This window comes from Salinicola sp. CR57, assembly GCF_003206585.1.
GTDB lineage: Bacteria > Pseudomonadota > Gammaproteobacteria > Pseudomonadales > Halomonadaceae > Salinicola > Salinicola lusitanus.
Map to the genome: position 1 here is coordinate 1 of NZ_PZJL01000015.1, position 15346 is coordinate 15346.

Below are 15346 nucleotides of genomic sequence, written 5' to 3' on the forward strand. Positions count from 1 at the left end.
TATTTCGAACCCCGGCCATTGGTCGGGGTTCATTCGTTTTGGGGGCTCCCCTGGACCCGTTCGTCGGGAACGAACGGGAACCGCTTCAGCGGGCCCGAAGGGCGAGTCTCGGGAGGAGACGAGTCAAGTCGCGGAGCGCCGCCCGCCGGGTGGCCGGCCCGAACATCGTCAGGCTTCTATACCCAACCCCAGCTTCGAAAGAGGCTGGGGTTTTGCTTTGTCCGACGGATCATCGCCACGGGCTACGGGCTACGGGCTACGGGCTACGGGCTACGGGCTACGGGCGGCGTTATCGATAAGCTGCGAACTTCGCTAGAATGTCGGTTTTGTCGCTAGGCGTATCCTGATGAGTATCGGTGACCTGATTCGTTTGCTCAGTGACGGCAACTACCATTCCGGCCAGCAGTTGGGTGAGCGTCTTGGTGTGTCGCGTACTGCAGTCTGGAAACAGCTCAAGAAGCTGGAGGCGATGAACCTGCCGCTGGAGGCGGTCAAGGGGCGGGGTTATCGACTGGTCAACCCGCTGGATTCGCTTGACGGCGCCTGTATCGTTTCCCGGTTGTCGGCCGAAACCCGACATCATCTCAAACGGCTTTTCGTCGAGGATGTTCTCGACTCCACCAACACGTTTCTGCGGGATCGCTTCCGCCATGGCGCGGGTCACGGCGAGGTGTGCCTTGCGGAGAGCCAGACTGCGGGGCGAGGCCGCCGAGGGAAGGTTTGGAGTACCGGCTGGGGGGAGAGCCTGATCCTGTCGCTGGGTTGGCGGTTCGAGTCCGGCGTGGCAGCGCTCGAAGGGCTGAGCCTCGCCGTCGGGGTGGTTCTGGCCAACGTCGTCGGTGACCTGGGTGCCGATGTTGCCCTGAAATGGCCCAACGACGTTCTGCTTGCCGTCGATGACGAATGGCAGAAGCTTGCCGGTATCCTGCTCGAAGTGACCGGAGACGTGGAAGGGCCTTGCGAAGTGGTCATTGGCATCGGCCTCAACGTCTCTGCAAGCGATGCCGTTCGAGAAGCTGCGGGGCAGCCGGTGGGCGCGCTCGCCGACGTGGTGCAGGCGCCCAAGCGCAATCATGTCGCGGCGGCGCTGATCGAGTCGCTGCTGATGATGTTGCCCGAGTTCGAGCGCCAGGGTTTCGGCGCCTGGCGAGCAGACTGGAACAGGCGGCATGCCTATGCGGGCCGATCCATTCGTATTCACCAGGGCTCTACTTCCTATATCGCCGAAGCGGTCGAGGTGGACCCTAGCGGCAATCTGATCGTGAAGACCGAAGCTGGTGAGCAGGCTCTCACGGGGGGCGAGATAAGCATTCGGCCGGAGTGATCCGATCAGCAATCGGCGACGGGCGTATGGGGGGGCGCCGCCACATGGCGTGAGCAGGCAGAGGTTCGTCGAAAAGATAGCATTCGCGCTTGCATTCGATGCCCTGCTTTGACACAATGCGCCCCGCTTTGTGCGCAAGGCCATTGATATCCGAGCCTGTTATCGCAATAAAAACAGACGCTTGACATCAATGAGGGGCAGTGTAGAATCTGTCGCCGTCATGGAGAGGTTCCCGAGTGGCCAAAGGGAGCAGACTGTAAATCTGCCGCGAAAGCTTCGAAGGTTCGAATCCTTCCCTCTCCACCAGTTTTATTGCAGTAGTTTTGCCGGTCTGTTTCGGCAAGCCGGATCAGAGCGGGTAGGCGGGTATAGTTCAATGGTAGAACCTCAGCCTTCCAAGCTGATGGTGTGGGTTCGATTCCCACTACCCGCTCCATTTGATGTTGAAGTGATTTAGGCTCATGTAGCTCAGGGGTAGAGCACACCCTTGGTAAGGGTGAGGTCGACGGTTCAATTCCGTCCATGAGCTCCATTTCAATCATCGATGCCGATGTGCGAAAAGCGAGCCAGGAGCTCGCTTTTTTGGTGAAAAAGAAAAATGCCGGATGGGATTGCTTTTTCTGGCATATCTTCGCTATCATAGCGCCCTCCTAATTTCCGGGTGCTTCTCGGAAGTGTAGTTGCAGGCCAGTAGCTCAATTGGCAGAGCAGCGGTCTCCAAAACCGCAGGTTGGGGGTTCGATTCCCTCCTGGCCTGCCAGTCTTCCCCAGGCTGGCTTGTATTTGATATCTTGTCTTGTTCGGTTATCGCGCCTTGAGTTGAGGAGTTTTCATGAAGCACAACGCCGAGGTGCAGGAGTCACGCTTCGACACTCCCAAGTGGATCGTCGTGGTGTTGCTGCTGGCAGTCGCGGTTGGCGGCAATGCGTGGTTCGCGGATCAGGCGTTGCTATACCGCGTGCTGGGCGTCGTCGTCATCTGTGGTATTGCCGCCGCGATCGCCTTGACCACGGCAAAGGGGCAGGCATTGATGGATCTGGCGCGGGGTTCCAAGCGTGAGATTCAGCGAGTGGTCTGGCCGACCCGACAGGAGACCATCCAGACGACGTTGATCGTACTGGCGGCCGTTCTCGTCGTGGGGCTGCTGCTGTGGCTTATCGATACCGTCCTGGGTTGGGCGATGTCCGGAATCATTGGCTAGGAGTTTTCATGTCCAAGCGTTGGTACGTCGTTCACGCCTATTCCGGTTTCGAGAAGCAGGTGATGCGCTCGCTGATCGAGCGGGTAAAGCTCTACGAGGTCGAAGATCAGTTCGGTGACATTCTGGTGCCGACCGAAGAAGTCGTCGAGATGCGTGACGGCAAGCGCCGCAAAAGCGAGCGCAAGTTCTATCCCGGCTACGTGCTGGTCGAGATGGAGATGAACGAGCAGACCTGGCACCTGGTCAACGAGACGCCGCGCGTGATGGGATTCATCGGCGGTACGCCGGAGAAGCCCGCCGCCATCACGCAGAAAGAAGCGGATGCGATCTTGCGCCGCGTCCAGGATGGTACCGACAAGCCACGCCCCAAGACACTCTTCGAGCCAGGCGAGACCGTTCGTGTCGTCGATGGCCCCTTCGCCGATTTCAACGGTGTCGTGGAAGAGGTCAACTACGAAAAGAGTCGCCTGCAGGTCAGCGTGCTGATCTTCGGGCGTTCGACGCCGGTAGAGCTGGAGTTCGTCCAGGTGGTCAAGGACTGACCGGCGTTGCATTGAGTTCATCGCGGCGCCATTCGGTGCTGCGTTATCGTTGCCGGCCGTCGTGTCGGCTGAATTGGGGAGCCGCAAGGCGTCCGTACCCGACTGGAGTTCAAAATGGCTAAGAAAGTCCAGGCCTACATCAAGCTGCAGGTTGCAGCTGGCAAGGCCAATCCGAGTCCGCCCGTGGGTCCCGCGCTGGGTCAGCACGGCGTCAACATCATGGAATTCTGTAAGGCGTTCAACGCCGCGACTCAAGAAATTGAGCCGGGCCTGCCGACGCCGGTCGTGATCACGGTCTATTCCGACCGCAGCTTCACCTTTGTCACCAAGACGCCGCCGGCGGCCGTGCTGCTGAAGAAAGCCGCGGGTATCAAGTCCGGTTCCGGCGTGCCGAACAAGACCAAGGTCGGCACCGTGACTCGTGAGCAGCTCGAGGAAATCGCCAAGACCAAGGAGCCGGATCTGACGGCTGCCAGTCTTGACGCCGCCGTTCGTACCATCGCTGGCAGTGCTCGCAGCATGGGCCTCAACGTGGAGGGCCTCTGATCATGGCAAAGCTGACAAAACGCGCTCAGATGATTCGCGAGAAGGTCGAGCCGGGCAAGGTCTACACCCTCGAAGAAGCTGTCGCGCTGCTCTCCGAAGTGTCCACGGTCAAGTTCAAGGAAGCCGTCGAGGTTTCCATCAACTTGGGTGTCGATCCGCGTAAATCCGACCAGGTCGTGCGTGGCGCCACCGTGCTGCCCAACGGAACCGGTCGTGACGTCCGCGTCGCCGTGTTCGCGCAAGGCGCTGCCGCCGACGCCGCCAAGGAAGCCGGTGCCGACATCGTCGGCATGGAAGATCTGGCCGAAGACGTCAAGAAAGGCAACATGAACTTCGACGTCGTCGTCGCTGCCCCGGATGCCATGCGTGTGGTCGGCCAGCTGGGCCAGATTCTCGGCCCGCGCGGCCTGATGCCGAACCCGAAGGTCGGCACCGTGACGCCGGACGTCGCCACCGCGGTCAAGAACGCCAAGGCAGGTCAGGTCCGTTTCCGTACCGACAAGAACGGCATCATCCATGCCTCCATCGGTAAGGTCGACTTCCCTGCCGACGCGCTCAAGGGCAACCTGGAAGCGCTGGTCAACGACCTCAAGCGCCTCAAGCCGAGCACGTCCAAGGGCATCTATCTCAAGAAACTGACCCTGTCCAGCACCATGGGCCCGGGTCTGACCGTCGATCACAGCGCTTACGCGTGATCGGCGACAACCAGGCAATAACTTTGCGGTCCCCGTGCGCTGTTTCGACGACTCGCGTCGTCCTGGCAGAGTGGGGCGGGGCACCGTCAAAGACCGCAGGTGACAGCGCTAGCCGCTGACTTAATGCCCCGAATGGGGGCCTGCGCAGATGGTGTTGCTCGCCGAGTCAGGTGTGCAGCCATCATCCAAGACTTTCATCGCTGTCAGGTGAAAGAGATGGTAACCACCGGGTCGCGACGCCGTCGCCCCGGCACGAAGGAGTAACCACTGTGCCACTAGCACTCGAAGGCAAAAAAGCGATTGTTGCCGAGGTCAGTGAAGCCGCTAAGGACGCTCTTTCCGTCGTAGTTGCCGATTCTCGCGGTGTGACCGTTGGCGCAATGACCGATCTGCGCAAACAGGCTCGCGAGAATGGCGTCCAGATTCGTGTTGTCCGCAACACGCTGGCGCGCCGCGCGCTGTCAGGGACTTCATGGGAGTGCCTGAACGAGACTTTCGCAGGCCCGACGCTGCTGGCCTTCTCCTACGAACACCCGGGCGCTGCCGCGCGGCTGTTCAAGGAGTTCGGCAAGACGCAGAAGGATTTCGAAGTCAAGGCGCTGGCTTACGAAGGGGAGATGATCCCGGCTGCTGATATCGACCGTCTGGCAACGCTGCCGACTTACGATGAAGCGATCGCCAAGCTGATGTCCGTCATGAAGGAAGCTTCTGCCGGCAAGCTGGTTCGTACGCTTGCAGCACTTCGCGACCAGAAGCAGGAAGAAGCTGCCTGATTGGCAGCCTGTTCGCGCAGACTGGATCGACTGTTGAATCAATGAGCGCTTGGCCGATACCGGCTGGGGCTCCGCAAAGTTTAGGAATCTGAAAATGGCACTTTCTCAAGAAGACATCATCAACGCCGTTGCCGAAATGTCCGTGATGGAAGTTGCGGAACTGGTTTCTGCAATGGAAGAGAAGTTCGGCGTTTCTGCAGCTGCTGCTGTCGTCGCCGGTCCTGGCGGCGGCGGTGAAGCTGCTGCCGAAGAGCAGACCGAGTTCTCTGTCGTTCTGACCGCTGCCGGTGACAAGAAAGTCAACGTCATCAAGGTCGTTCGCGAAATCACCGGTCTTGGCCTGAAAGAGGCCAAGGGCGCTGTCGACGGCGCTCCGGCGACGTTGAAAGAAGGTCTGTCCAAGGACGACGCTGAAGAAGCCAAGAAGAAGCTGGAAGAAGCTGGCGCTTCTGTGGAGCTCAAGTAACTCTGTGCTCACGGCTTCACGCGCTGTGTAAGCGCCACGGCTGGTGGCGGGCCTACCCGCTGCCGGCCTTTTTCTGTTTTTGCTAGCCTGGCGTTAGTACGCCTGGTCCGGGGTCGACCTCCCGGTTCAGGATTGTAGCCACTAGACGAATTCCGACGGCGAGCTCCCTGTGTTGGGAGGCTTGCCGTCAGCGCCTAACGGGGGTAGCCCGCGTTAGGGAGCGCCGACCACGCACCGGTCACCCATGGTGAACAAGCTGGGGAATACAGATGGCTTACTCATACACTGAGAAAAAACGCATCCGCAAGGATTTCGGCAAACTGCCTCAAGTAATGGATGTGCCCTACCTGCTGGCCATCCAGCTTGATTCCTATTACGACTTTCTCCAGCAGGACCGGGCGCCGGAAGAGCGTCTCGAGACCGGTCTCCATGCGGCTTTCAAGTCCGTATTTCCGATCGAGAGCTTTTCAGGCAATGCGGCGCTCGAGTATGTCAGTTATCGCTTCGGCACCCCGGCTTTCGACGTCAAGGAGTGCCAGCTGCGCGGCGTGACCTATTCGGCACCGCTGCGGGTCAAGGTTCGCCTGATCATCTACGACAAAGAGTCCTCGAACAAGGCCATCAAGGACATCAAGGAGCAGGAAGTCTACATGGGGGAGATCCCCCTGATGACCGAGAACGGTACCTTCGTCGTCAACGGTACCGAGCGTGTCATCGTCTCCCAGCTCCACCGCTCGCCGGGCGTGTTCTTCGATCACGACAAGGGCAAGAGCCACTCCTCCGGGAAGCTGCTTTATTCCGCGCGGATCATTCCTTACCGCGGCTCCTGGCTGGATTTCGAGTTCGATCCGAAGGACAACGTCTTCGTGCGTATCGACCGTCGCCGCAAGCTGCCGGCGACCGTGCTGATGCGCGCGCTCGGCATGAGCGCCGAGGAGATCCTCGAGACCTTCTTCGATACCAGCACTTTCCATATCGAAAGCGACGGCATTTTCGTCGAGCTGGTGCCGTCACGGTTGCGTGGTGAAACCGCGACCTTCGACATCAAGGGTACCGACGGCAACGTCATCGTCGAAGAAGGTCGCCGCATCACCCAGAAGCACATCCGTCAGCTGGAAAGCGCCGGAATCGAGCGCTTGCAGGTGCCGATGGACTATCTGTTCGGCAAGACGCTGGCCAAGGATCAGGTCGATGCCAATACCGGCGAACTGATCTGCGAATGCAATACCGAGCTGACGCCGGAGCTGGTCGAGAAGCTGGGGCAGGGCGGTGTCACCAAGCTGGAGACGCTCTACACTAACGATCTCGACGCGGGCTCGTTCATCTCCGATACGCTGAAGGTGGACACCACTCGCTCCGCGCTGGAAGCGCTGGTCGAGATCTACCGCATGATGCGCCCGGGTGAGCCGCCGACCAAGGAAGCGGCCGAGACGCTGTTCCACAACCTGTTCTTCACCGAAGACCGCTACGACCTGTCGGGCGTCGGCCGGATGAAGTTCAACCGTCGTCTGCGTCGCGAGGCCGACACAGGCTCCGGCGTGCTCGACAACCAGGACATCCTTGATGTCCTCAAAGAGCTGATCAACATTCGTAACGGCTTCGGCGAAGTCGACGACATCGATCACTTGGGCAACCGCCGTATCCGCTGTGTCGGCGAGATGGCGGAAAACCAGTTCCGTGTCGGTCTGGTGCGTGTCGAGCGTGCGGTCAAGGAGCGCCTCTCCATGGCGGAGAGCGAAGGCCTGATGCCGCAGGACCTGATCAACGCCAAGCCGGTGGCGGCGGCAGTGAAGGAGTTCTTCGGCTCCTCGCAGCTGTCCCAGTTCATGGATCAAAACAACCCGCTCTCCGAGGTCACCCACAAGCGCCGTGTCTCCGCGCTTGGGCCGGGCGGTCTGACCCGCGAGCGGGCCGGTTTCGAAGTGCGCGACGTTCACGCCACGCACTATGGCCGGCTGTGCCCGATCGAGACCCCGGAAGGTCCCAACATCGGTCTGATCAACTCGCTGGCGACCTACTCCAAGACCAACAGCTACGGTTTCCTCGAGACGCCGTATCGCAAGGTCGTGGATCGTCAGTTGACCGACGAGATCGTGCATCTTTCCGCGATCGAGGAAGGCGACTTCATCATCGCCCAGGCTTCGGCGACGGTCGACGAGAGCAACAAGTTGATCGACGATCTGGTCCAGGTCCGCCACAAGGGTGAAACCACCTTCATGGCGCCGGACAAAGTGACCCTGATGGACGTGTCGCCGCGCCAGGTGGTTTCGGTCGCCGCCGCGCTGATCCCGTTCCTTGAGCACGACGACGCCAACCGCGCGTTGATGGGCTCGAACATGCAGCGTCAGGCAGTACCGACCCTGCGTGCCGACAAGCCGTTGGTGGGTACCGGGATGGAGCGCTTCGTGGCGCGTGACTCCGGCGTCTGCGCCGTGGCCCGTCGTGGCGGCGTGATCGATTCCGTCGACGCCAAACGCGTCGTGGTCCGGGTCAACGAAGACGAGATCATCGGTGGCGAAGCCGGTGTCGACATCTACAACCTGACCAAGTACGTGCGTTCCAACCAGAACACCTGCCAGAACCAGCGCCCGATCGTGCGCCCGGGCGACCAGGTGGCACGAGGCGATATCCTCGCCGATGGCCCGTCCGTCGACATGGGTGACCTGGCCCTGGGCCAGAACATGCGTCTCGCGTTCATGCCGTGGAACGGCTACAACTTCGAGGACTCCATCCTCGTCTCCGAGCGGGTGGTCGAGGACGATCGTTTCACCACGATCCATATCCAGGAACTGACCTGTGTCTCTCGCGACACCAAGCTGGGTGCGGAAGAGATCACGTCCGATATCCCCAACGTGGGCGAGTCGGCGCTGGGCAAGCTGGACGAGGCCGGCGTGGTCTATATCGGCGCCGAGGTCGGTGCCGGCGACATCCTGGTCGGCAAGGTAACGCCCAAGGGCGAGACCCAACTGACGCCGGAAGAGAAGCTGCTGCGGGCGATCTTCGGCGAGAAGGCGTCCGACGTGAAGGACACCTCGCTGCGCGCGCCGACCGGCATGCGCGGTACCGTCATCGACGTTCAGGTGTTCACCCGCGATGGCGTCGAGAAGGACTCCCGCGCGCTCTCCATCGAGCAGCAGCAGCTCGACGAGGTGCGGCGTGACCTGCAGGAGACCTATCGCATCGCCGAGGAAGCGACTTTCGAGCGTCTCCAGCGCACGCTGGACGGCCAGCCGGTCAATGGCGGGCCCAAGCTCAAGAAGGGTGATGTCCTGAGTGAAGACTACCTCGACGAACTGCCGCGTCAGCAGTGGTTCAAGCTGCGGATGCAGGACGAGACGCTCAACGAGCTCCTCGCCCAGGCCGACGAACAGCTGGAAAATCGCCGCAAGGAGATGGACGAGCGTTTCGAGGACAAGAAGCGCAAGCTCACCCAGGGCGACGACCTCGCGCCGGGCGTGCTCAAGATCGTCAAGGTCTACCTGGCGGTGAAGCGTCGCATCCAGCCGGGCGACAAGATGGCCGGGCGTCACGGTAACAAGGGTGTCATCTCCGCGATCATGCCGATCGAGGACATGCCGTTCGACGACAACGGCCAGCCGGTCGACGTCGTGCTCAACCCGCTGGGTGTACCGTCACGCATGAACGTCGGTCAGATCCTCGAGACCCACCTGGGCATGGCGGCTCACGGCCTCGGGGTCAAGATCGACCGGATGCTGCGCGACGCCCGTGAACAGCAGGTCAGCGAGATTCGCGGCTTCCTCAAGCAGGTCTACAACACCCAGGAAACGCGTCAGGAAGACATCGACTCCCTGACCGATGACGAGATCATCACCCTGGCCAAGAACCTGCGCGGTGGCGTGCCGATCGCGACGCCGGTGTTTGACGGCGCCAAGGAGCACGAGATCAAGCACCTGCTGAAGCTCGCCGATCTGCCGGACTCCGGCCAGATGACGCTCTACGACGGCCGTACCGGCGAGTCGTTCGATCGTCCGGTGACCGTGGGCTACATGTACATGCTCAAGCTCAACCACCTGGTCGACGACAAGATGCACGCGCGTTCCACCGGCTCCTACTCGCTGGTCACCCAGCAGCCGCTGGGTGGCAAGGCGCAGTTCGGCGGACAGCGCTTCGGGGAGATGGAAGTGTGGGCGCTCGAGGCCTATGGCGCCGCCTACACCCTGCAAGAGATGCTCACCGTCAAGTCGGATGACGTCGAGGGTCGTACCAAAATGTACAAGAGCATCGTGGATGGCGACCACACCATGCAGGCCGGTATGCCGGAATCCTTCAATGTGCTGGTGAAGGAAATCCGCTCGCTGGGTATCGACATCGAATTGGAAAGCTAAGACCGGCACAGTCGATCGATAGCGACGGTTTGCGGGGCGAGCGAGTGATTCGCGGCCCCGCTCATGACAACTCCGCAACGGAGCGATCCCATGAAAGATTTGGTGAAAGTCCTCAAGTCACAGGCGCAATCTGACGAGTTCGACGCGATCAAGATCACGCTCGCGTCGCCGGAAATGATCCGCTCCTGGTCATACGGCGAAGTCAAGAAGCCGGAGACCATCAACTACCGTACGTTCAAACCGGAACGTGACGGGCTGTTCTGCGCCAAGATCTTCGGGCCGGTCAAGGATTACGAGTGCCTGTGCGGCAAGTACAAGCGCATGAAGCATCGCGGCATCATCTGCGAGAAGTGTGGGGTCGAGGTGACCAAGGCCGCGGTACGCCGCGAGCGCATGGGTCACATCGAGCTGGCCTCGCCGGTGGCGCACATCTGGTTTTTGAAGTCGCTGCCGTCACGCATCGGCATGTTCCTGGACATGACCCTGCGCGATATCGAGCGCGTGCTCTATTTCGAATCGTTCGTCGTGATCGATCCGGGCATGACCACCCTCGAGCGCGGCCAGCTGCTCAATGACGAGCAGTACTTCGAAGCGCTGGAAGAGTTCGGCGACGACTTCGATGCGCGCATGGGCGCCGAAGCCGTGCAGGCCCTGCTCAAGGATATCGATCTGGAAGAAGAGATCGAGCGGCTGCGCGAGGAGATTCCGCAGACCAACTCCGAGACCAAGATCAAGAAGCTCTCCAAGCGCCTCAAGCTGCTGGAAGCCTTCTACAAGTCCGGCAATGCGCCGGCATGGATGGTCATGGAAGTGCTACCGGTGCTGCCGCCGGACCTGCGTCCGCTGGTGCCGCTGGACGGTGGCCGCTTCGCGACCTCCGATCTCAACGACCTCTATCGTCGTGTGATCAACCGTAACAACCGCCTCAAGCGGCTGCTCGACCTCAATGCGCCCGACATCATCGTGCGCAACGAGAAGCGCATGCTGCAGGAGTCGGTGGACGCACTGCTCGACAACGGTCGCCGCGGTCGTGCCATCACCGGTTCCAACAAGCGCCCGCTGAAGTCGCTCGCCGACATGATCAAGGGCAAGCAGGGGCGTTTCCGCCAGAACCTGCTGGGCAAGCGCGTCGACTACTCCGGTCGTTCGGTCATCACCGTGGGTCCGACCCTGCGCCTGCACCAGTGCGGTCTGCCCAAGAAGATGGCGCTGGAGCTGTTCAAGCCGTTCATCTATTCCAAGCTGCAGGGCAGCGGGCAGGCGTCCACGATCAAGGCCGCCAAGAAGATGGTCGAGCGCGAGCTGCCGGAAGTGTGGGACATCCTCGCCGACGTCATCCGCGAGCATCCGGTGCTGCTCAACCGTGCCCCGACCCTGCACCGTCTGGGTATCCAGGCGTTCGAGCCGCTGCTGATCGAAGGCAAGGCGATCCAGCTGCACCCGCTGGTCTGCGCCGCCTACAACGCCGACTTCGACGGCGACCAGATGGCCGTTCACGTACCGCTGACGCTGGAGTCCCAGCTCGAGGCGCGTGCGCTGATGATGTCGACCAACAACGTGCTGTCGCCGGCCAACGGCGAGCCGATCATCGTGCCGTCCCAGGACGTCGTGCTGGGTCTCTACTACATGACTCGCGAGCGTATCGGCGCCAAGGGTGAAGGCAAGGCGTTCGCCAACCTCAACGAGCTGGATCGCGCCTTCGCGACCCAGAACGTGTCGCTGCACGCCCGGGTCAAGGTCCGCCTGACCGAGTGGCTGTCCGACGAGAAGGACGGCGAGATCACCGAGCTGACCGAGACCGTCTCGATCAAGGACACCACCGTCGGCCGAGCACTGCTGTTCCGCATCCTGCCGAAGGGGATGCCGTTCGAGCTGGTCGACCGCCCGATGAAGAAGAAGGCGATCTCCGGTCTGATCAACGAAGTCTATCGCCGCACCGGCCTCAAGGACGCGGTCATCTTCGCCGACCAGCTGATGTACACCGGCTTCCGTCTGGCGACCTGGTCCGGCGCCTCCATCGGCGTCAACGACTTCGTCATCCCGGATGCCAAGGCCGAGATCGTCGACGCGGCCGAGGACGAGGTCAAGGAGATCGAGGATCAGTTCTCCTCCGGTCTGGTGACTGCGGGCGAGAAGTACAACAAGGTCATCGATATCTGGTCCAAGGCCAACGACAAGGTGGCCAAGGCGATGATGGCCGGTATCTCGAAAGAGACCGTGACCGATCGCGACGGCAACCAGGTCGAGCAGGACTCGTTCAACAGCGTGTTCATCATGGCTGACTCCGGTGCCCGTGGTAGCGCGGCCCAGATCCGTCAGCTCGCCGGCATGCGTGGCCTGATGGCCAAGCCGGACGGCTCGATCATCGAAACGCCGATCACCGCCAACTTCCGTGAAGGCCTGAACGTACTCCAGTACTTCATCTCGACCCACGGCGCGCGTAAGGGTCTGGCGGATACGGCCCTCAAGACCGCCAACTCCGGTTACCTGACCCGGCGTCTGGTCGACGTGGCCCAGGATCTGGTCATTACCGAAGAGGACTGCGGCACCGAAGAGGGCCTCACCCTGCACCCGGTGATCGAGGGCGGCGACGTCATCGTCTCGCTGGCACAGCGTGTGCTCGGCCGAGTCGTGGCGCAGGACGTCATCGATCCACAGACCGACGACGTGCTGATCCCGCGTGGCACCCTGCTCGACGAAGCCTGGTGCGAGCGTCTCGACACCATGGGTGTCGACGAGATCATCGTGCGCAGCCCGATCAGCTGCGAGACGTCTCATGGCGTCTGTTCGGCCTGTTACGGTCGTGATCTGGCCCGTGGCCATCAGGCCAACATCGGCGAGGCGGTGGGTGTCATCGCTGCACAGTCGATCGGTGAGCCGGGTACCCAGCTGACCATGCGTACGTTCCACATCGGTGGTGCGGCATCGCGGGCCTCGGCGGTGGACAGCGTGCAGGTCAAGCACGGCGGCAGCGTGCGCCTGCACAACATCAAGTCGGTCGAACGCGCCGATGGCAAGCTGATCGTGGTTTCCCGCTCCAGTGCCCTGGCCGTCGCCGACGACCACGGCCGTGAGCGCGAGTACTACAAGCTGCCCTACGGCGCCGAGCTGTCGGTCAAGGATGGCGATCACGTCGAAGGCGGCCAGATCGTCGCCAAGTGGGATCCGCACACCCACCCGGTCGTCGCCGAGGTGCAGGGCAAGGCGCAGTTCACGGACATGACCGAAGGTCTGACCATGACCCGCACGGTCGACGAAATGACCGGCCTGTCCAACATCGAGGTGATCGAGTCGGCAGCACGTCCGGCCTCCGGCCGCGACAAGCGTCCGATGATCATGCTGGTGGGCGAGGACGGTCAGCACGTCACGCTGCCGGGCTCCAACACGCCGGTGCAGTACCTGATGCCTGGCCGTGCCATCGTCGCGGTGGAGAACGGCACCGAGATCGGCGTGGGTGAAGTGATCGCGCGTATCCCGCTGGAAGCGTCCGGCAACAAGGACATCACCGGTGGTCTGCCGCGCGTCGCCGACCTGTTCGAGGCGCGTAAGCCGAAGGAGCCATCCATCCTCGCCGAGATCAGCGGTACGATCAGCTTCGGCAAGGAGACCAAGGGCAAGCGTCGTCTGACGATCACGCCGGAAGAGGGCGATCCGTTGGAGATGCTGATCCCGAAATGGCGCCAGATCGGGGTGTTCGAGGGCGAGACGGTCGAGAAGGGCGAAGTCATCTCCGATGGCCCGAGCAACCCGCACGACATTCTGCGGCTGCTGGGCGTGGCGGAGCTGGCCAAGTACATCACCGTCGAGATCCAGGACGTCTATCGCCTGCAGGGCGTGAGCATCAACGACAAGCACATCGAAGTCATCGTGCGTCAGATGCTGCGCAAGGTCGAGATCACCGATGCCGGCGATTCGACCTTCATTCCGGGCGACCAGGTCGAGCTGGTGCGGGTGCTCGAGGAGAATGCCCGTCTCGAGCAGGAAGAGAAGTTCCCGGCCAAGTACGAGCGGCTGCTGCTGGGTATCACCAAGGCGTCTCTGGCCACCGAGTCGTTCATCTCCGCGGCCTCGTTCCAGGAGACGACTCGCGTGCTGACCGAAGCCGCGGTGACGGGCAAGCGCGACTACCTGCGCGGCCTGAAGGAAAACGTGGTGGTGGGACGCCTGATCCCGGCAGGTACCGGGCTCGCCCACCACGACGAGCGGCGTCGCAAGCGCGAGGAGTCCGAGCGCACGCTGCAGCCGTCGGCGTTCGATGTCGAGCAGGAGCTGGGTGCCCAGCTCACCGCGCTCGATGCCGATGACGACGATCTATAGGTCGTGATCCCGGGCCGCCCACCTTCGGGTGGGTGGCCTTGACGGGTCTCATGACAACTGATTAGAATGCGCAGCCTTTATGTAGGGGTAGTGCAAGCGATTCATGCACGAACACCCCGGCATGAGGCAAGGCAACCCATTGGAGTCAGCTAAACATTATGGCAACGATCAACCAGCTCGTGCGCAAGCCGCGCAAGCGCCCCGTCGAGACAAGCGACGTGCCGGCGCTGCAGGCTTGTCCGCAACGTCGTGGGGTCTGCACCCGCGTTTACACCACCACGCCCAAGAAGCCGAACTCGGCGCTGCGTAAGGTGTGCCGCGTGCGTCTGACCAACGGCTACGAAGTCAGCTCTTACATTGGCGGCGAAGGCCACAACCTGCAGGAGCACTCCGTGGTCCTGATCCGTGGCGGTCGCGTCAAGGATTTGCCGGGTGTGCGTTATCACACCGTGCGCGGTGCGCTCGACACCTCCGGTGTCCAGAACCGTAAGCAGGGCCGTTCCAAGTACGGCACCAAGCGTCCCAAGTCCTGATTCGGACGCTGTCACCAATCATTATCGGTCAGATAAGAGTAAGGTCGGCCGCTATCGCCCACCCGCGATGAGCCGTGTCGGGTTTACCTGAACGACCCTTAACTAGAGGGCTTATCATGCCAAGAAGAAGAGTTGCCGCTAAGCGCGAGATCCTTCCCGATCCCAAGTTCGGAAGTGAGCGCCTGGCCAAGTTCATGAACCACCTGATGATCAGCGGCAAGAAGTCCGTGGCTGAACGTATCGTTTACGGCGCGTTGGACCGGGTTGCCGAGCGCAGTAACGAAGCGCCGCTGGACATCTTCGACAAGTCGTTGGAGGCCATTCAGCCGATGGTCGAGGTCAAGTCTCGCCGCGTCGGTGGTGCGACTTACCAGGTGCCGGTCGAGGTTCGTCCGTCACGTCGCCAGGCGCTGGCCATGCGCTGGTTGGTCGATGCCGCCCGCAGCCGTGGTGAAAAGACCATGGTGCAACGTCTTGCTGGCGAAATGCTGGACGCCGCCGAAGGTAAAGGCGCTGCTGTGAAGAAGCGTGAAGACGTGCATCGCATGGCAGATGCCAACAAGGCCTTCTCTCACTACCGCTTCTAATCAACGGGGACTTCCA

Annotated in this window: 11 protein-coding genes and 4 tRNA genes; all 15 read left to right on the plus strand. The window is 61.6% G+C overall.

Features of this window, described 5'->3' with window-relative positions; all coding sequences use genetic code 11:
• Positions 1-346 precede the first annotated feature (346 nt).
• The 15 genes from DOM56_RS18430 to rpsG all read left to right on the plus strand — a co-directional run bounded on the left by DOM56_RS18430 (position 347) and on the right by rpsG (position 15330).
• Positions 347-1324 (plus strand): biotin--[acetyl-CoA-carboxylase] ligase, encoded by a 978-nt coding sequence (locus tag DOM56_RS18430; protein WP_110603278.1) that lies wholly within the window; start codon positions 347-349, stop codon positions 1322-1324.
• Positions 1325-1546: 222 nt separating this feature from the next.
• Positions 1547-1630: transfer RNA gene (locus DOM56_RS18435), tRNA-Tyr, on the plus strand.
• A gap of 56 nt (positions 1631-1686) precedes the next feature.
• Positions 1687-1760, plus strand: a tRNA-Gly gene (locus DOM56_RS18440).
• A gap of 21 nt (positions 1761-1781) precedes the next feature.
• A tRNA-Thr gene (locus tag DOM56_RS18445) sits at positions 1782-1856 on the plus strand.
• A 152-nt stretch (positions 1857-2008) separates the two neighbouring features.
• Positions 2009-2084, plus strand: a tRNA-Trp gene (locus tag DOM56_RS18450).
• Between the two features lie 72 nt (positions 2085-2156).
• Positions 2157-2525: a preprotein translocase subunit SecE gene (gene secE / locus DOM56_RS18455; protein ID WP_110603280.1), complete on the plus strand. Its 369-nt coding sequence runs from the start codon at positions 2157-2159 to the stop codon at positions 2523-2525.
• 8 nt (positions 2526-2533) lie between these two features.
• Positions 2534-3067 (plus strand): transcription termination/antitermination protein NusG, encoded by a 534-nt coding sequence (nusG, locus tag DOM56_RS18460; RefSeq protein ID WP_110603282.1) that lies wholly within the window; start codon positions 2534-2536, stop codon positions 3065-3067.
• A gap of 114 nt (positions 3068-3181) precedes the next feature.
• Positions 3182-3613 (plus strand): 50S ribosomal protein L11, encoded by a 432-nt coding sequence (gene rplK, locus DOM56_RS18465; RefSeq protein WP_110603284.1) that lies wholly within the window; start codon positions 3182-3184, stop codon positions 3611-3613.
• A gap of 2 nt (positions 3614-3615) precedes the next feature.
• Positions 3616-4308: a 50S ribosomal protein L1 gene (gene rplA / locus DOM56_RS18470; protein ID WP_110603286.1), complete on the plus strand. Its 693-nt coding sequence runs from the start codon at positions 3616-3618 to the stop codon at positions 4306-4308.
• A 269-nt stretch (positions 4309-4577) separates the two neighbouring features.
• Positions 4578-5081 carry a 50S ribosomal protein L10 gene (gene rplJ / locus DOM56_RS18475; RefSeq protein WP_110710468.1) on the plus strand — a complete coding sequence of 168 codons (504 nt, stop codon included), beginning with the start codon at positions 4578-4580 and terminating at the stop codon, positions 5079-5081.
• A gap of 94 nt (positions 5082-5175) precedes the next feature.
• Entirely contained in the window at positions 5176-5547 is a 372-nt protein-coding gene (gene rplL, locus DOM56_RS18480; protein WP_110603290.1) for a 50S ribosomal protein L7/L12, read from the plus strand.
• 269 nt (positions 5548-5816) lie between these two features.
• A complete protein-coding gene (rpoB, locus tag DOM56_RS18485; protein WP_110710469.1) occupies positions 5817-9893 on the plus strand; it encodes a DNA-directed RNA polymerase subunit beta in 4077 nt (1358 codons plus the stop codon).
• Positions 9894-9983: 90 nt separating this feature from the next.
• The gene (rpoC, locus tag DOM56_RS18490) at positions 9984-14210 is read left to right on the plus strand and encodes a DNA-directed RNA polymerase subunit beta' (RefSeq protein WP_110603293.1); all 4227 of its coding nucleotides are present in this window, start codon (positions 9984-9986) and stop codon (positions 14208-14210) included.
• A gap of 158 nt (positions 14211-14368) precedes the next feature.
• Complete coding sequence (gene rpsL / locus DOM56_RS18495; protein WP_110603295.1) at positions 14369-14743, plus strand: 30S ribosomal protein S12; 375 nt, start codon at positions 14369-14371, stop codon at positions 14741-14743.
• Between the two features lie 116 nt (positions 14744-14859).
• Positions 14860-15330 (plus strand): 30S ribosomal protein S7, encoded by a 471-nt coding sequence (rpsG, locus tag DOM56_RS18500; protein WP_110603297.1) that lies wholly within the window; start codon positions 14860-14862, stop codon positions 15328-15330.
• Positions 15331-15346: the final 16 nt, after the last annotated feature.